At 65.9% G+C, this 17,754-nt stretch carries 14 protein-coding genes; 5 read left to right on the top strand and 9 right to left on the bottom strand.

The features are described 5' to 3' along the window. Window positions 1-29: 29 nt before the first annotated feature. From POF53_RS20675 to POF53_RS20695, 5 genes are all read right to left on the bottom strand, one after another. Window positions 30-1,625, bottom strand: coding sequence for an alpha/beta hydrolase (locus tag POF53_RS20675; protein WP_498969217.1), 1,596 nt, complete (start codon window positions 1,623-1,625; stop codon window positions 30-32). A gap of 7 nt (window positions 1,626-1,632) precedes the next feature. Further along, window positions 1,633-3,996: a TonB-dependent siderophore receptor gene (locus POF53_RS20680; protein ID WP_498969219.1), complete on the bottom strand. Its 2,364-nt coding sequence runs from the start codon at window positions 3,994-3,996 to the stop codon at window positions 1,633-1,635. Between the two features lie 76 nt (window positions 3,997-4,072). Next, window positions 4,073-5,035, bottom strand: coding sequence for a FecR family protein (locus tag POF53_RS20685; protein WP_498969220.1), 963 nt, complete (start codon window positions 5,033-5,035; stop codon window positions 4,073-4,075). Next, window positions 5,028-5,564: an RNA polymerase sigma factor gene (locus POF53_RS20690; protein ID WP_203647828.1), complete on the bottom strand. Its 537-nt coding sequence runs from the start codon at window positions 5,562-5,564 to the stop codon at window positions 5,028-5,030. Before POF53_RS20690 ends, POF53_RS20685 begins: the two co-directional genes overlap by 8 nt. Before the next feature lie 245 nt (window positions 5,565-5,809). Continuing rightward, a complete protein-coding gene (locus POF53_RS20695) occupies window positions 5,810-6,868 on the bottom strand; it encodes a glycerophosphodiester phosphodiesterase family protein (RefSeq protein WP_475860894.1) in 1,059 nt (352 codons plus the stop codon). 141 nt (window positions 6,869-7,009) lie between these two features. Here POF53_RS20695 and POF53_RS20700 point away from each other — a divergent pair, with 141 nt between their 5' ends. From POF53_RS20700 to POF53_RS20715, 4 genes are all read left to right on the top strand, one after another. Next, window positions 7,010-8,026: a DUF4917 family protein gene (locus tag POF53_RS20700; protein ID WP_203647830.1), complete on the top strand. Its 1,017-nt coding sequence runs from the start codon at window positions 7,010-7,012 to the stop codon at window positions 8,024-8,026. A gap of 76 nt (window positions 8,027-8,102) precedes the next feature. After that, on the top strand, window positions 8,103-8,624 hold the full coding sequence (locus POF53_RS20705; RefSeq protein ID WP_203647831.1) for an RNA polymerase sigma factor: 522 nt from the start codon (window positions 8,103-8,105) through the stop codon (window positions 8,622-8,624). Continuing rightward, window positions 8,621-9,568, top strand: coding sequence for a FecR family protein (locus POF53_RS20710; RefSeq protein WP_203647832.1), 948 nt, complete (start codon window positions 8,621-8,623; stop codon window positions 9,566-9,568). Before POF53_RS20705 ends, POF53_RS20710 begins: the two co-directional genes overlap by 4 nt. 120 nt (window positions 9,569-9,688) lie before the next feature. Then, entirely contained in the window at window positions 9,689-12,241 is a 2,553-nt protein-coding gene (locus tag POF53_RS20715; RefSeq protein WP_232854624.1) for a TonB-dependent receptor, read from the top strand. Window positions 12,242-12,274: 33 nt separating this feature from the next. Here POF53_RS20715 and POF53_RS20720 read toward each other — a convergent pair whose 3' ends face one another. From POF53_RS20720 to POF53_RS20735, 4 genes are all read right to left on the bottom strand, one after another. Continuing rightward, the gene (locus POF53_RS20720; RefSeq protein ID WP_062572979.1) at window positions 12,275-12,769 is read right to left on the bottom strand and encodes a helix-turn-helix transcriptional regulator; all 495 of its coding nucleotides are present in this window, start codon (window positions 12,767-12,769) and stop codon (window positions 12,275-12,277) included. Next, window positions 12,769-13,041 (bottom strand): hypothetical protein, encoded by a 273-nt coding sequence (locus POF53_RS20725; RefSeq protein WP_232854625.1) that lies wholly within the window; start codon window positions 13,039-13,041, stop codon window positions 12,769-12,771. Before POF53_RS20725 ends, POF53_RS20720 begins: the two co-directional genes overlap by 1 nt. Before the next feature lie 167 nt (window positions 13,042-13,208). Continuing rightward, window positions 13,209-14,429, bottom strand: a complete 1,221-nt coding sequence (locus POF53_RS20730; protein WP_203647834.1) for a class I SAM-dependent methyltransferase — start codon at window positions 14,427-14,429, stop codon at window positions 13,209-13,211. A gap of 195 nt (window positions 14,430-14,624) precedes the next feature. Then, complete coding sequence (locus POF53_RS20735) at window positions 14,625-15,233, bottom strand: TPM domain-containing protein (protein ID WP_232854626.1); 609 nt, start codon at window positions 15,231-15,233, stop codon at window positions 14,625-14,627. 203 nt (window positions 15,234-15,436) lie between these two features. Between POF53_RS20735 and bglX the strand changes: the two genes are divergently transcribed. Beyond that, on the top strand, window positions 15,437-17,728 hold the full coding sequence (bglX, locus tag POF53_RS20740; RefSeq protein ID WP_232854627.1) for a beta-glucosidase BglX: 2,292 nt from the start codon (window positions 15,437-15,439) through the stop codon (window positions 17,726-17,728). The last annotated feature ends 26 nt before the right edge of the window (window positions 17,729-17,754 follow it).

Consider the following 17,754-nt stretch of genomic DNA (forward strand, 5'->3'; position numbering starts at 1 on the left):
ATAGGCGCGGACGATCTATCGCCGAACGCTTACGGCACACAAGCCCGCGCCACAGCCTGTGTCCCCTGCCCAAGCAAGCTGATCAACCCACAGGGCAGGCTCCCGCGCCATTGCAGATAGTCATGGCCGGCAGGTAACTCCACCTGTTCCACCCGGTACCCCTTGGCTTTCAACACATCGCGCAGATGGCGGTTGGTATCGAGGATCCTCGGTCCCTCGAACAGCCCCGCCTGCAGGTAGAACCGCAACGGCTGACGCGGCGCCTTGACGTACTCGCGGGTCAACCAGCCAGGCTCTTCACCGGCCATCGGCCACCAGTAGGAGCCGGACATACTCAGCACATTACCGAACAATTCCGGGTGCCTGAGGCCCATGTAGGCCGACGCCAGGCCGCCGTAACTGGACCCGGCGACCACGGTGCGCGAAGCCGGCGCCGCCAGTCCCTGGCGGCTGGCCCAGGGCATCAGCTCTTCGGCCATGAACCGGGCGAACAGTGGGTTGGGCGGCAACTCCCGCTCGCGGCTTTCACTGCTGGGGTTGGCGATGATCAGCGCCACGGTGGGCGGGATCAGGCCGTCGGCCATCAGGTTGTCGAGTATCGTCGGGGTCGGCACCTGGCGGGTGTAGGCATGGGCATCGAACAGCACCAGCAAGGCCTGGTCAGCCTTGCCCGGGCGCCAGCCCGCCGGGCGGTAGAGGTAGATATCGCGCTCGTTGCCCAGCACCTCGCTGGCCAGGCGCTTGCGCTCCAGGCTGCCACGGGCCACCCCGGCACGCTCGGCGACCCAGGGCTGGGGCGCCGCATCCGCAAGCTCCAGGCGTGAGCGCGATAACCAGGCATCGCCGCTGGCGTCGGCAAAGGTGTTGGGGTTGAGCGGGTCGCGCCGGGTGCTGGCGAGGATCACCCGACGGTCGTCGGATACCGGCACATCCGGCGCCATCTGGTAACTCAGGCGGGTGGCCGCTGGCACCTCGAAGCTGTGGAACCAGACATCGCTCGCACCCAGCCGGGACAAAGGTTCGTGATTGCCTGTGGGGGCGCCGAACATCCGCACGTTGTCCCGCGCCCCACGCCAGAGGAATGTGACCAGGCGCTTGCCGGGTTGTCCGGGGACAGCCTCGACCAAGGGCGTTCCCTCACTGGCGCGTGCCTGCCAGAACGCCTCGCTTGCGCCACCCGCTGCCAGGTGCTGCTGCAAGGCGCTCAGGGTCGGGCTGAGCAGGGGCACAGGCGTGCGGCGTTGCTCGCCGACAGGCAGGACCTGCTCCAAGCTCAGGCTGAAGCGCGCCGCCGGGCGTATCGCCAGGGGTTCGGCGCGCACCGCGTAGCGACCATCCTGCGGCGCGACGAAGAGGAACTCGCGGGGCTGGTCCAGACCGTCGATCAGCAGGCGTACCGGGCGCCCTTCAGCGTCCAGCAGGCGCAGGCTGATATCACCGTCGACCCGGCCACGCACCAGGTCCCCGGCCTTGAGCGCCAACTGCCAGGTTGGCGAATGCGCTGCGTCGACCTGGCCAGCGACCGATTTTCCAACCTCAAGATCGGCGTGCGCGGCCGCCAGGGCCGCATTCGAGCACAGTGCAGCCAGCAGCCATGCACCACTCAAGCGCTTGAATCGCTGCATGCCCACCTCAGAAGTCGACGCTGGCGGAGAGTTTGAGCGTGCGCGGTTCGCTGACGGTGGCGTAGCCGTCGTTGAACACGCCGGCCCAATAGGCGCGGTTCTCGACGTTCTCCAGACTGGCACGCAGGGTCACCTCCTTGCTCAGCACCTTGGTCGCATAGCGCGCGCCGAGGTCGTAGCGGGTCCACTGCGGGATCTTCAACTGGTTGGCGGAATCGAGGTACTGGGAGCTGCTGTGAATACCCAGGACGGTCAGGGTCAGGCCCTCGACCCCGGGCAGGTCCCACTCGGCGCCGAGGTTGGCCGACCAGGCCGGCACGCCGCGGGCGGTGTTGCCGTCCATGGCGCCATTGGCGGTCTTGCTCAGCACCGCACGGGTGTAAGTCACGCCACCGAGCAGGCGCACGCTGGGGACGACTTCGCCGAACATCGTCCACTCAACCCCTCGGTTGCGCTGCTCGCCGTCATCGTTGTAGCGATTGCTGGGCTTGTCGTAGATCATGCTGGGCTTGTCGATCTGGAACACCGCCAGCGTGTGGGTGAAGTCGCCCAGGTCCCATTTCACCCCGGCCTCCATCTGCTTGGCGACATAGGGCGCGAACTGCTCGCCGTAGTTGGCGGCCTTCTGGTCGGTGACCATGCCGCCCTGGGTCAGGCCCTCGATGTAGTTGGCATACAACGACACCGGCGCTTCCCAGGGCTTGAGCACGATGCCCACGGCCGGAGTCAGCTTGCGCTCGTCGTACGCAGGGTTGCTCATCTTCTGGCGCACGCGCTGGGAACGCACCCCGAGGGTGAGCAACACCCGCTCGTCCAGGAAGCCCAGGGTATCGGCCACGGCAAAGCTCGACAGGGTGTTGTCGCCGGTCTTGGTGCTGCTGCCGTGGTCGCCGGCGATGATCGCCTTGCCCGGGTGGTAGATGTTGGTGGGGTACTTGGCTCCGGTGACCGTTGGCGCACGGCCGATGTCCTGGTGCAGCAAGGTGGTGCTGAGCACCATCTGGTGGCTGACCGGGCCGGTCATGAAGTTGCCGCGCAGACCGGCCTCGGTAGACAGGCTGTGGGTGTAGCCGGCCTGGTTGTAGGTTTCCCCCGTAGCCGTGCCGTCGGCCTTGTTCACCACCACCCGCGTACCGTTGAGGAAACCATCGTAGCGCGTGCGCGCGCCACCGACGCTGGCGTAGGCGCTCCAGCTGTCATCGAGCTGGTACTCGCCATGCACCACCACGGCCTTGCTGATCTGCCGGGCGTGGATGCCTTCGAGGATGTTGGTGTCCGGCTTGGGTGCGCGGGTTACGTGGTTGAGGCCGCTGAAGCCGGCCATCATCGGGCTGCCGTTTTCCAGTTTCTCGTGGTTTTCGTAGGCATCCAGTTCGAGCTTGAAGTCATCGCCCCGATAGTCCAGGGCCAGCGCCGCCAGGGTACGGTCCTTGGACTGTTCGTCGACACCCGTGTCGCCGCTGCCGTAGACGCCATTGAAGCGAATGCCGAAGCGGCCATCGGCGAAGCGCCGGCCGACATCGATATGCTCGGCGACATAACCATCGGACACGTAGCTGGTGGTCAGGCGGGTCAACGGCGCATCGCCGGCGCGTTTGGGCACCAGGTTGACCACCCCGCCGACACCACCGTTGGGCGCCATGCCATTGAGCAGCGCGCCCGGTCCCTTGAGCACTTCGACGCGCTCGAGGAATTCGGTCGGCACGTGACCATCGGGCGCCAGGCCGTAGAGTCCACCCAGCGCCAGCTCGGTGGAGTCCAGGGCATAGCCACGGATCATGAAGTTCTCGTAGGCATGCCCTTCACCGGTGCTGAAGCGAATCGACGGGTCGTTGCGCAACACCGCGCCGACCGTGCCGCTCTGCTGGTTCTCGATGGTCTTGGCGGTGTAGGCGGTGACGCTGAAGGGGGTGTCCATCAGGTCACGGTTGCCCAGCATGCCGATGCGCGCGCCACGGGCCACCTGGCCACCGCTGTAGCTTTCCGGCAGGTCGCTGTTGAAGCCCGAGGCATTGACCGTGGTCGCCCCCAGGGTCAGGGCACCCTGGTCGGTCGGGCCGCGCAGGATGATCACGCCGTTTTCTTCCACCGCCACCAGGTCGCTGCCGGCCAGCAGCTGGCGCAGGGCCTGCAACACCGTGTAGCGGCCCTGCAAGGCAGGCGCGCTGCGCCCGGCCAGCACACGGCTGTCGGCGGCGATCGCCACCCCCGATTCATGGGCCAGGGCATGCACCGTGGCCTCCAGCGACTGCCCCGGCAGGTCGAGGTTCAGCGGCTGGCTATCGGCCAGGGCCAGGCCGCTGCCGCCGAGGGCGCAGGCCAGGGCCAGGCGCCGCAGGGTGCCGGGGAAGCGGGGGGTGAAAAGCGACATGATCGGTCCTTGCAGGAGGTGGGTTCACAGCTGATGACGCGGCAGCGGCGGTTTACCCCTCAAACTTTTTTGGGCGTCAGCGCGGCACGACCAGACGCTCGCCACCCTGCTCCAGCAGCCTGACCGGCAGGATCCCCGGCAACGCCTCGAGCAACACCTCGGGGCGGTCGCTCGGGAAGCTGCCCGTCAATCGCTGGTTGGCCACCCCCGGATCGACCCGAACGGTCCGCCCGACATAGGCATTGAGCTCGCCGATCACCTCGACCAGCGGCTGGTCGGTGAACGACCACCAACCCCGCTGCCAGTGCGCCAGGTCCGGGCCAAACCGGCCACCGGCACGCAAGCTGCCCAGCCGCCCCTGGCCATCCAGGCAGATGCGTTCGCCGGCCTGCAGCACCTGCTCGCCACCTTGCAGGTCGCACACCTGGACCCGCCCCCTGGCCACCGCCACCTGGACCCGGTCGCCACGGTCACTGACCGTGAAGGCGGTGCCCAGCACCTGCACCAGGCCCAGGCGCGTGCTGATCAGGAACGGTCGCCACAGCTCATGGGCGACATCGAAGAACACGTTGCCGTGCAGCAGCAGGACCTGGCGCTGGCCATGATCGAAACGCACGCGCAGGTTACTTTCGGCCGCCACCAGCAACTGGCTGCCGTCCGGCAATGCCAGCGCCTGCGGCGCTTGCGCGTGGGCCGTCTGCAGGTCCTGCTGGAACGCTGCGGTGCGCTTGTACATCCAGCCCAGCCAGCCACCGGCAGCCAGCAGCAAGGCCAGCGCGCCGCCCTGGCGCAAAACCCGCCGGCGACCGACATCGCAGGCCTGCGGCTGCAACGCGCCACGCAGCTGCGGCGCGAGGCGGTGAACCAGCTGCCAACGCTGCTCGGCTTCCAGCCAGGCGCGCTCATGCTCGGCGCTGCGCCCGCGCCAGCGCTGCGCCAAGCCGTGAGTCTTGCGCACGCGCTCCGGATCGTCCCCTTGCAGCGCCGCCAGGTAGACCAGCGCCTGTTGCACCTTGCGCGGCGCAGCCGGCTCAGTCATGAAGGCTCGCCAGGCGCAGCTCGGACAGGTCGAAGACCGCCCGGGCGATATGCAGCTCCACCGACTTGGCCGACAGCGCCAGGGCCTCGCACACCTCACGGTGACTGTGGCCGTGCAGGCGCACGCGAACGAACACCTCGCGGCGCAGCCTGGGCATGCGTTCGATGCGGGCGATCAGGTGCTGCAGCTGCTCGCGCGCGATCATGATCTCTTCCACGCTGGGGCTGAGCCAATCGGCCCGCGCCAGCCAGTCTTCCAGCGCCGCCAGTTCGGTGCTGCGCCGACGGTACTGGTCGATGCACAGGTTGCGCGCCGCCTGGAACAGCAAGGCCCGGGCATTGATCACCGGTGCGTTGAGCGCGTGGGCATAGGCCTGGGCGAAGCTGGACTGGGCGATATCGGCGGCGTCGTCAGGATTGCGCAGCCGCCCGCAGAGGTAGCGGCGCAGATCGCTGTAATGGGCGAGCAGATCATCGACGGCCGCCTTGAGGGCAGGCTGGGCGTGCCAAACGCGGGAAAGGGAGGTCATTGCGGATGTGGCGAGGGCCGTTAATAGGAATTCCTATCATTCTCACACATGCCAATCGGCCATCGCTAGTGTCCTGTCTCGGAAATACGTTCTCTTTTGGCGAGTGGCTTGGGTGTTCGGCCAAGGCGCCGCGACGAGTCATAGCAGGGCTATGGCGAGGAGTGGCAACGCCGGCCGGGCGCCCAAGACGCCGCCAAAAGTGAACAGCTTATTTCCGAGACAGGACACTAGCATCATCTTGTCGATCAGTAACCCAGCTTGCGCAGCAACTGGCCCTCGTTCTGCGGCAATGGCCGGCCGTAGAAGCGCATCAGCTCAGCGGCGCGATTGGTGAAGATGCCATCGACGCCGGCTTTCATCGCCTTGTCGAAGTCCACCGCCTCGTCGAGGGTGTACACGTGCACCAGCAGGCCCTTGGCATGGCTGGCCTGGTTCATCCAGGGCTGGATCAGGTCGGAATAACTCTGCTCGCCCAGGTGGCTGCGGACCGCCGAAGGGCCGGTGCCGATGGCGCCGCCGGCCTTGGCGTAGTCGAGCCAGCGCTCGAACTCGGCACGATCCTTCGGTTGCTGGCGGGCGTAGAAGGCCGACTTGTCCTGCTCGCCGGACTCGGCGAAGTCCTGCCCGGAGGCCGGTTCGATGCTGCCCTTGGCCACCCACAGCAAGAGGATCTTCGGCACCTGCGGCATGGCTTGGTGCAGCAGCTTGAGGCTGTTGCGGTCGAAGGTCTGCAACACCACCCGGCCCGGCTTGTCGAGCCAGCCGCGGGCTTCGAGGCGTTTCTTCAGGTCCTGTTCGATGCCAGGGAACTGGGCCGGTTCCTTGGTCTCGATGTACAGGCCGGGGTGACGCTCGGGGTTGCCTTCAGCGATGTCGATCACCTCGTCCAGGGTCAGGATGCGCTGGCCCTTGAACGCATCCCGGGCACGCTGGGGATAGGCCTTGTTGAACCAGCTGCCGGCATCCAGCGCCTTGAGCTCGGCCAGGGTGAAGGCGCTGACCGGGCTGGCCTTGCGCTCCGGGTAACGTTCGGCGACGTCGCTGGTGCGCGCCAGCACATCGTCGTGGACCACCACCAGCACGCCATCGCGGGTGCGCTGCAGGTCCATTTCCAGGTAGTCGGCGCCCAGTTCACGGGCCAGCAGGTAGGCAGGGGTGGTGGACTCGGGCGCGTCGAACGAGGCGCCGCGGTGGGCGATCACGGCCGGGTGAGGGATGTCCTGGGCGCTGGCGAGGGCCTTGCCATCAGTGGCATGGGCGGCAGTGCTCGCCAGCAGGGTGGCCAGGAGAAGGGTCTTGTACATGGGTAGTCCTTTGCAGATCGGGGCCAGCCTCTGGAAGCGCCGGCAAGGTCAACGGTGCAGTCCTTGAAGGCGCAAGCCTCGCACACTCTGCATGACATGCTAAAGTCCCCGGCGTTTTCCGCCCCACCCAACGGACCGCCCATGCCCGCACTCGACGCCCACCTGCCCTCCTGGGCCGACCTCAACCAGCGCCACCCCAGCACGGCCCTGCTGCTGGGCAACGGCGCCAGCCGCGCGCTGTGGAAACCGTTCGGCTACTTCTCGTTGTTCGAGCAAGCCCAGCAGGTGCGACACAAGGCGCTGGGCGTGAGCGACCAGGCGCTGTTCAAGGCCCTGGGCAGCGAACTGTTCGAGCCGGTGCTCAGCACCCTGAACACCACGGTACGGGCCAACGCCGCGCTGGCGATCAACTCCACCGCGCCGCTGAACCGCTACTACTCGATCAAGGAAGCGTTGATCCACGCGGTGCGCGCCGTGCACCTGCCCTGGCCGCTGTTCCCCGACGCGACACGTACGGCCATCAACCAGGCGCTGCGCCAGTACCGCACCGTCTACACCAGCAACTACGACCTGATCCTGCCCTGGGCCGTGGCCCAGGATGCGCAAGGTTTCGCCAGCCTGTTCGACGAGCAGGGTTTCTTCGATGTGCGCCGCAGCCAGGTCGAAGGCATTCGCGTGCTGCACCTGCATGGCGGCATGCACCTGCTTAAACTACCCGACGGCAGCACCCGCCAGCGCGGCGCGGAACAGGCCGAGCTGCTCGAAGGCTTCGCCGTCAACATCCCCGGCGAAGTGCCGCTGTTCGTCAACGAGAGCCGCAGCGAGGACAAGCTGCGCGCCATCCGCAACAGCGACTACCTGTCCTGGAGCCTGGGGCAACTGGCCCGCGAACAGGGTGGCCTGTGCCTGTTCGGCCAGCACCTGGATGCCAGCGACCAACACCTGCTCGAGGCCATCCGTCAGGCACGGCCCCAGCACCTGGCCATCGCCATCCGGCCATTGAGCGAGGCTTCGATCATCAACCAGAAGCAGCACTTTATCGACCGCTTCGCCGATCTTGCCCAGGTTCCCCTGCATTTCTTCGACTCAGCCAGTCACCCCCTCGGGCTGGCAGAATTGGCGATCGCCGTGCCCGTCAACCACGCTCGTCGGCGCTGAATCGATCACTTTGCAAATGTAAATAATTCTCGATAAGATCCGCACCCTTTCCTCCACGCCAGCCCGGAAAGCGTGCATGCAGCGCCCCAAGCCCGACCCTGTCGCCCACGGTTTCTATGCCGACATCCTGCATTTCCTGCGCAAGCGCATGGACAATGCCAGCGATGCCGCAGACATGACCCAGGATGTGTTCGCCCAGTGGCTGGGCTACCGGGACCGGGCCAAGGTGGAGCAGCCGCGCGCGTTCCTGTTCCAGGTGGCCCGCAACCTGCTGAGCGACCATTGGCGACGGCAGAAAGTCCGCCACGCGGTGCTGGCCGACGACACCCTGCCCGAGGCACATGACACTCCCGCCAATGACCCGCTGGACCACGCCCAGCAGCAACAGCGGCTGAATCAATTGCGCCAGGTGCTCAGCGAACTCTCGCCGCGACGCCGCGAAGCCCTTATGCTGCACCGTTTCGAAGGCCTGACCCAGGCCCAGATCGCCGAACGCATGAACATTTCCGTCAGCATGGTCGAGAAGCACATCGCCGCCGCCCTGCTGCAATGCAAGCAACGCCTGGACAGTGACAACGGCACGGAGCAGTTCCCATGACCCCCACCGACGAGCTCGACCCGCGCCCGATCGACGCCCAGGCGGCGAGCTGGTTCAGCCGCAACCGCAACCAGCCTTCGCGCCAGGAGCGCAAGGCGTTCGCGCTGTGGATGCAGACGCCCGAGCACACCCGCGCCTACCGCCAGTTCGAACAATTGTGGGATGACCTGGCCGCGCTCAAGCAGGCCAACCGCCCCGTGCCCTTGCCGGTGCGCCGCGCACCACGCTGGCGCCCGGCCCTGGCAACTGCGGCGGCCCTGCTCTGCGCGGTGCTGGCGGGCAACCTGGGGGCGGGCAGCACCGCCTTCAGCCAGCGCATCGCCGCCGGCCAGGCCTTGCAGACCCTGCAACTGCCCGACGGCAGCCAGCTCTACGTCAACGCCCAGACCCGCCTGCGCCTGGACTTCAGCGCCGAACGGCGGCTGATCCACCTCGACCGCGGCCAGTTGTACATTGAGGTCGCGCCCGACAAGGAACGCCCATTGTTCGTCGACGCCGGCAGCGGCCGGGTGCGCGTGGTCGGTACCGGCTTCGACCTGCGCCGTGGCGAGCGTGAACTGGTGGTGGCGGTCGCTCACGGCCAGGTGGCGTTCGATACGCCGGGCGAACGACAACCGCCCGTGCTGCTCGGAGCCCGTCAGGGTGCCACCTACGACCTGGCGCGCGGCAGCCTGACACGCCACGAACTCGGTGAGCAGCAAGTCGCCGACTGGCGCGAGGGCCATGTGAGCTTCCGCAACCGCGAACTGGCCAGCCTGGTCGACGAGCTCGGCCTGTATCGCCAGCACCCGGTGGTGCTGGCCGATCCGGCGCTCGGCCGCTACAAGGTGTCCGGCAACCTCGACGTGCACGACCCGGACGCCCTGCTCAATGCCCTGCCGGCGCTGTTGCCGGTCAAGACCACCTTGCTCGCCGACGGGCGCCTGCGCATCGAGCGACGCTAAAAAAATAATTTGAGAATTTTTATCATTCGCAGGTGAGGTTTTGTCGCAACGCCGCGTCTTCCTCCCCGCCTGCCGCGTGATGGCGGGCTTTTTCCGGCCTTTTGCCGTTTGGGGGAATTCATGTTGTCCGCGTTGCGTCCATTGCACTGCCTGCCTGCCCGACCCACCCTGCTGGCCCTGTGCCTGGCCATGAGCCTGGCCGCCGAAGCCGCGCCGGTGCCCTTCGACCTGCCGGCGCAACCGCTGGCCCGTTCGCTGAGCCAGCTGGCCCAGCAGGCCAAGGTCCAGCTGCTGTTCGACGAGGCCCTGCTCGGCAGCGCCCAGGCACCGGCGCTCAAGGGCGACTTCGAGGCCGAGGCGGCCATCGGGCGCCTGCTGGTGGGCAGCCGCTTCAGTGTCGTACGCATGGGCAACACCTACGTGGTGCGCCTGCGCGAGGACGCCCCGAGTGCCGACAACAGCATCCAGCTCGGCGCCTTGAGCATCGTTGGCGACGGCAAGCAGGTGGAGCCCGGCAACGTCGGACGCTCGACCCTCGACCAGGAACAGATCGACCGCTACCAGCCGAACAACATCCCCAGCGTGCTGGCCACCTTGCCAGGCGTGAACATGGGTGGCTCGGCCAAGCCCGGCGGCCAGACCATCAACATCTGGGGCCTGGGCGACGCCGAGGACGTGCCGATGACCCTCGATGGCGCGCCCAAGAGCGGCTTCGAGCGTTACCAGCAAGGCACGATCTTCATCGAGCCGGAACTGATCAAGCACATCGAGGTGGAGAAAGGCCCGCACTCGGTGAAGACCGGCAACGGCGGCTTCGGCGGCAGCGTCAACATGGAGACCAAGGACGCCGGCGACCTGCTGCAGGAAGGCCGCAACAGCGGCGCCATGCTCAAGTATGGCTATGCCAGCAACGACCATCAGCAGATCTACAGCTCGGCGCTTTTCGGCCGCAGCGATGACCGGCGCTTCGACGGCCTGGTCTATTACACCAAGCGCGACGGCGGCAACCTGAAAATGGCCGACAACCTGCCGGACCCGAACAACCAGTGGCCGGTCAACCCCAAGCGCGTGCCCTACAGCGCCCTGGACCTGGACGGCATGCTGCTCAAGGGCAACGTCCACTTCACCGACGAGCACAGCCTGGGCCTTTCCTACTCGCGCTCCGAAACCGACCGCTGGACCACCTTCGCCGCCACCGCCTACCCGGCGCCCCCCTCGGCGGCGGACATCAGGAAGTACGGCTACGAAGGCTCTCTCAAACGCTTCCTGGCCTATCGCACCACCATCGACACCACCTGGTCGGCCACCTACAAGTACCAGCCCATCGAGAATCCGTGGGTCGATTTGCAGGTGAAATACTCCGAGTCCGACACCAAGCAGACCGACGAGCGTGAAGCCACGGCGTTCTTCCAGCCGTCCACCGGTGGTCGCAAGATGGACACCGAGTACAAGGACCGCATGCTCGATGTGAAGAACACCAGCAGCTTCCTCACCGGTCCGCTGGAACACGCGCTCACCGCAGGCGTGCAGGTTCGCCGCCACGATCGCGACACGCAGATGTGGATGCCCGGCAAGACCTATGAAGTGCCCAAGTACAACTATGGCCACTACCAGCCGTACTTCATGCCCAGCGGCCAGGTCGACAGCCAGGGTTACTACCTGCAGGACGCGGTCACCCTGGGCAGCGTGACCATCACGCCGTCGTTGCGCTATGACCACGTCACCAACGAGGGCAAGCCCAACCAGGCGCCCTACTACAACAACCCGGCGGCCGGCCACGACTACAGCGACAAGACCTACAGCGGCTGGTCGCCACGCCTGTCGCTGTTCTGGAAGGCCACCGAGCAGACCGTGCTGTTCGCCGACTACAGCAAGACCTGGCGCGCCCCCGTGCTGGATGAGCAGTACGAGGTGCAAGGCGTGGGAAGCCGTACATCCACCAGCCGCAATCTCGACCCGGAACGTATCACCGGCGTGCGCGTGGGCAGCATCAGCGATTTCTCCAACGTGTTTGTCCAGGGCGACAGCGCCCAGGTACGCACGACCTTGTTCCGCAACAAGATCACCGACGAGATCTTCAAGGCCACCGGGGTCGGCTGCCAGGAGCAACTGGCCACCGGCGGCAGCATCGCCAACACCTGCGGTGGCGGCCTGATGGGCAACTACCGCAACATCGGCGACGTAGAGTACAAGGGCTTCGAGATCGAGACGTTCTACGACTCCACCTACCTGTTCGGCGCGGTGTCGTACGCCTGGATGGAAGGTCGCCACGAGGGCGCCTACACCAACCCTTGGGGCCCCGACGTGTGGGCCAAGGATGTGCCTGCGCCGAAATGGATCACCACCCTGGGGGTCAAGATTCCGTCCTGGGACGCCCGTGTCGGCTGGACCGCGCAGTTCGTCGGCGCCACCCACCACCTGCCCAGTGACAAGTACTTCGAGGGCCCGGCCAGTGCCCTGGGCGACCGCTACTACGACAACTTCGGCAATGAGAAGTACGAGATTCACGGCCTGTTCGCCAACTGGAAACCCCAGCAGCCGTACCTCAAGGGCACCGAGGTCAACCTGACCGTGGACAACCTGTTCAACAAGGCCATCCGGCCGGAGCTGTCGGGCGAGAACGCCTACACCCAGGGGCGCAATGCCAAGATCAGCGTGACCCGGTTCTTCTGATCCTGCGCAACGGCGATGATGCAATGGACTGCATCACCTGCCACTCGCCACCCGTTCCTGGGCCCTGGCGACATTCACCTGCATCGCCACGACAGCCAGTTCATGGAGCGCCTGGGCAACGGCGTGGGTACCCCGTTCCTGCATCCAGGCCAGGATGTCGGCCAGGTGCCAGAGCGAAAGGCTGCCGTCATGCACCGGGGCCGGGAAAGTGCGGTGATGCGTGAGCATGAGCTTGCGCATGTTCTGTCGGGACACCCCCACCAGCGCCGCCACATCGGTCAGGCCGACCAGGTCCGGACTGGCTTCGATCAGGCGGGCCTCCGGCAAGACCTGCCGGACATTCTCCAGGGCGCTGTGCATCGCTTCCCGCGCAGTCTTGCCCTCGCGGGCGAAGGCCAGGGCCAGGCGACCGGGCTGACCGCTACCGACCACCGCGTCATCGCAACCGGCCTCTCCCAGAAGCTCGATCAGTGCATCGACATCCACGCCGTCGTGCAATTGGTACTTGAGGGTGAATTCGTACTCCATCACTTTCGCTCCACTGGCTGATTGACGATCCCACGCATCGACGTGCAGTTGTCCACGACCCGGCGCAACTGGCGAGCGAAGGTGCCCGGATTTCTGGGTGTGCTCCACACGCTGGTGATGCAGAACTCGCCACAGCGGCATTCGCGGTCGTTGTTGGGGCAATAGATCCGCCCCCAGCAATGGCCGCCCCGCACCGTGACTTTCCAGCCCTGCGCCTCAGCGTGTGTCAGGGACTGCTCGACTTCCTTGTTTGGATGGAGAGGACGGGCCATCGATTGAGCTCCAGTATGGGCATGGGAATAAGGTTGTCAAGTGACAACCATGCGACGCCGACGGGCGTCACCACAAGCCAGACTAGGTGCCAGAGAGGCTGCAACAGGCTCAGAAAGACTCTTTCGGAAACGGCCTAACCGAAACTGGGAAGGTGCTGTAGGTTCAATCACCCAGCAATCAGACCATCCGCCTGCAGCAGGGTTTCCAGGCAATGCTCGCGTACCCCATAGAACGCCTTGAGCTCGGCGATCTTCTCCAGCAGCGCGGCATTGTCCTGGGGCTGTCGGCGCTTGACCGCAAGAATCATCTTGTTCTTGTTGGTGTGCTCGAGCGAGATGAATTCGAACACCTTGGTCTCGTAGCCACAGGCCTCAAGATAGAGCGCGCGCAGGCTGTCGGTGAGCATTTCGGCCTGCTGCCCCAGGTGCAGCCCGTATTGCAGCATCGGTTGCAACAGGCCGGGGCTGCGCAGTTGCGGACGAACCTGCTTGTGGCAGCACGGCGAGCACATGATGATCGCGGCGTTGCAGCGAATGCCGGTGTGGATGGCGTAGTCGGTGGCAATGTCGCAGGCATGCAGGGCGATCATCACGTCGATGGCCTCAGGCACCACGCTGCGCACATCACCGCATTCGAACACCAGGCCCGGATGCTCCAGGCGCGCGGCGGCGGCGTTGCACAGCTCGACCATGTCTGGACGCAACTCGACCCCGGTGACCTGCGCCTCACGCCCGAGGGTATTGCGCAGGTAGTCGTGCATGGCAAAGGTCAGGTAGCCCTTGCCCGAACCGAAGTCGGCGACTTTCAGCGCCTGCTGCGCATCCACCGGCGCACCGCTCAAGGCATGGTCGAAGACTTCGATGAACTTGTTGATCTGCTTCCACTTGCGCGACATCGACGGGATCAGCGCGCCCTGCCCATCGGTCACCCCCAGGTCGCGCAGGAACGGTCGCGACAGTTCCAGGTAGCGCTTTTTCTCGCGGTCGTGCCCGCCAGCCCCCGCCTCACGCGGCGCCGGCTGGGCCAGGTGACGGCGCAGCATCGGTTTGCCCTTCTTGCTGAACTCCAGTTGCACCTCGCCGGCGGCGGTGAACAGGTGCGCGTTGCGAAAACTCTCCGGCAGCAGCTCGGCCACCAGCGCCAGCGCCGGGTCCAGCCCCAGGTTGCGGGTGATGTCGCGGGTCTGGTGACGGTAGACCAGCGACAGACAGGCCTGGCCCTTGATCTGCACCGGCTTGGCGATGATCCGCTGCAGGGTCTGGTCGGCGCCGACATGACGGGCCAGCACCAGCTTGCTCAGGCTGCCATCAGCCAGGGCATCGGCTAGCAGGCTCAGGAACTGGGCACGCGGGTCCGGCGCGGTGGGGGCGGAAGAAGGGGACGACATGGGAACGGGTGCCTCGGAATGCGGGGGCGCGATGCGCAATGCCTGGCATTCTACGTCGATGTCAGGCCATCGCGAACCCCTGTGGGAGCGGGCTTGCCCGCGAAGCCGATAACTCGATGCATGACACCGGCTTCGCCGGTGTTCGCGGCGCAAGCCCGCTCCCACGACAACAAGCATTGATTCAGACCACGAGAATCAGTCGAGAATCACCAGGCGGTTGGGCAGCTCGTTGCGCGCATGGGTGGGCGGCACGTGTTCGCTGAGCAGCTCGCCGCAGGCCTCGATGCACTCGACGAAACCCTGCAGGGTATGGCCCTGGCGCACCTGATCGGTGAAGCGGGCGACGATCGCCTCGCGTGCCTGCTCGGGCAGGTGCCGGGCAATGCCCTCATCAACCAATATCTCGACATGACGCTCGGCTTCGCTGACGAAGATCAGCACCCCCGTGGCACCAGCGGTACGCTGCAGGTTGAGCTCGAGAAACTGCTGGCGGGCCAGGCCCGACGCACGCCGGCGCCGCAGCATCACCGGCACCACCCAGGCCGCCAGGCGCGGGTGGCGCAACAGCAGGCACAGGCTGATGAAGGTCAGCATCTGCGCCAGCAGCAGGCCATTGACGCCAATGCCGCCCAGCCACAGGTGCAACGCGCCAGGGATCAGCAAGGCCAGCAGGGCGGCCCAGAGCAGCGGCAAGTAGGGAAAGTCGTCGGCGCGGCGGGCCAGGACGGTCACCAGCTCCGCATCGGTACGCCGCTCGGCGCGGGCGATCGCCTCGGCGATCTGGCGCTGTTCGTATTCGGTCATGCCATCGTCTCTCGAGCGTTCTTATCGTTGTTATCCCGGCAATCGGGTGGGCGAGAGTGTATCTCAACAAACGCCTCATATAAGGCATAATCCGCGACTGCGCCGGATCATGGATGAATGATCCACAGAACCGCCAGCGGACGCGACAATAACAGGCGTACGAAACGTCTCGGCCAGCCGCATATCACTCGACAACGGAATTGATGATGAAACTGTCTTTGCTGGGCCTGGCCATGGGCCTTGCCAGTCAGGCGGCCCTTGCCGCCCCAACCGCCGCGCCCCTGCAAGACAAGCAGGCGTTCATCGACCATCTGGTCGGCCAGATGACCGAGGCCGAGAAGATCGGCCAACTGCGCCTGATCAGCATCGGCCCCGAGATGCCCCACGAGAAGATCCGCGAGGAAATCGCCGCCGGACGCATTGGTGGCACCTTCAACTCGCGTACGGCCCCCGAGAACCGGCCGATGCAGGACGCGGCCATGCGCAGCCGTCTGAAGATCCCGATGTTCTTCGCCTACGACACTATCCACGGCGAGCGCACCATCTTCCCGATCGGCCTGGGCCTGGCCTCGTCCTGGGACATGGACGCCATCGCCAAGGTCGGCCGCACCTCGGCCATCGAGGCCGCCGCCGATTCGCTGGACATGACCTTCGCGCCGATGGTCGACATCGCCCGCGACCCACGCTGGGGCCGCACCAGTGAAGGTTTCGGCGAGGACACCTACCTGACCTCGAAGATCGGCCAGGTGATGGTCAAGTCGTTCCAGGGCTCGAGCCCGGCCAACGCCGACAGCATCATGGCCATCGTCAAGCACTTCGCCCTGTACGGCGCGGTGGAGGGCGGGCGCGACTACAACACGGTCGATATGAGCCTGCCGAAGATGTACAACGACTACCTGCCGCCCTACCGCGCCGCGCTCGACGCCGGTGCCGGCGGGGTGATGGTGGCGCTGAACTCGATCAACGGCGTGCCGGCCACCTCCAACACCTGGCTGATGAACGACCTGCTGCGCAAGGAGTGGGGCTTCAAGGGCGTGACCATCAGCGACCACGGCGCCATCCAGGAACTGATCCGCCATGGCGTTGCCCGCGACGGCCGTGAGGCCGCCAAGCTGGCGATCAAGGCCGGCATCGACATGAGCATGAACGACACCCTCTACGGCGAGGAGCTGCCAGGGCTGCTGAAGTCCGGCGAAGTCAGCCAGGCCGAACTGGACCAGGCGGTGCGTGAAGTGCTGGGCGCCAAGTACGACATGGGGCTGTTCAAGGACCCCTATGTGCGCATTCCCAAGGCCGAAACCGACCTGAAGGACTACTACGCCGAAGACCGCCTGCACCGTGACACCGCCCGCGACGTGGCACGCCGTGGCCTGGTGCTGCTGGAGAACCGCGAGCAGACCCTGCCGCTGAAAAAGGCCGGCACCATCGCCCTGGTCGGTCCCCTGGCCGATGCGCCGATCGACATGATGGGCAGCTGGGCCGCCGACGGCAAACCGCAGCACTCGGTCACCGTGCGCGAGGGCTTGCGCCGTGCCGTGGAAGGCAAGGCCAAGCTGGTCTACGCCAAGGGTTCGAACGTGACCGGCGACAAGGCCATGTTCGACTACCTGAACTTCCTCAACTTCGACGCACCGGAAATCGTCGATGACCCACGTCCCGCCGCCGTGCTGATCGACGAAGCGGTCAAGGCCGCCAGGCAGTCGGATGTGGTGGTGGCCGTGGTCGGCGAGTCCCGCGGCATGTCACACGAATCGTCGAGCCGCACCACCCTGGAGATCCCGGCGGTGCAACGTGACCTGATCAAGGCGCTGAAGGCCACCGGCAAGCCCCTGGTGCTGGTACTGATGAACGGCCGTCCGCTGTCGATTGCCTGGGAGCGCGAGCAGGCCGACGCCATCCTCGAGACCTGGTTCAGCGGCACCGAAGGCGGCAACGCCATCGCCGACGTGCTGTTCGGCGACTACAACCCGTCCGGTCGCCTGGCCATCACCTTCCCACGCTCGGTCGGGCAGATCCCGATGTACTACAACCACATGCGCATCGGCCGTCCGTTCACCCCGGGCAAGCCGGGCAACTACACCTCGCAGTACTTCGAGGAGCCCAACGGCCCGCTGTACCCGTTCGGCTACGGCCTGAGCTACACCAGCTTCGAGCTGTCGGGGCTGGCGCTGTCGCAGAAGGAACTCAAGCGTGGCGGCACCCTGCAGGCCAAGGTTACGGTGAAGAACACCGGCAAGCGTGACGGCGAGACCGTGGTGCAGCTGTATATCCAGGACCAGAGTGCGTCAATGAGCCGCCCGGTCAAGGAACTGAAGAACTTCCAGAAAGTCATGCTCAAGGCCGGCGAAGCGCGAACCTTGACCTTCGACATCAGTGAGCAGGACCTGAAGTTCTACAATGGCCAACTGCAGCACGTCGCCGAAGCTGGCCAGTTCAATGTGCAGATCGGCCTCGACTCGCAGGCGGTGCAGCAGCAGAGCTTCGAGCTGCGTTAAGCAGGTTCGGCCCCTTCGCGGGGCAA

The organism is Mitsuaria sp. RG, from assembly GCF_028369275.1.
GTDB classification, from domain to species: domain Bacteria; phylum Pseudomonadota; class Gammaproteobacteria; order Pseudomonadales; family Pseudomonadaceae; genus Aquipseudomonas; species Aquipseudomonas peradeniyensis.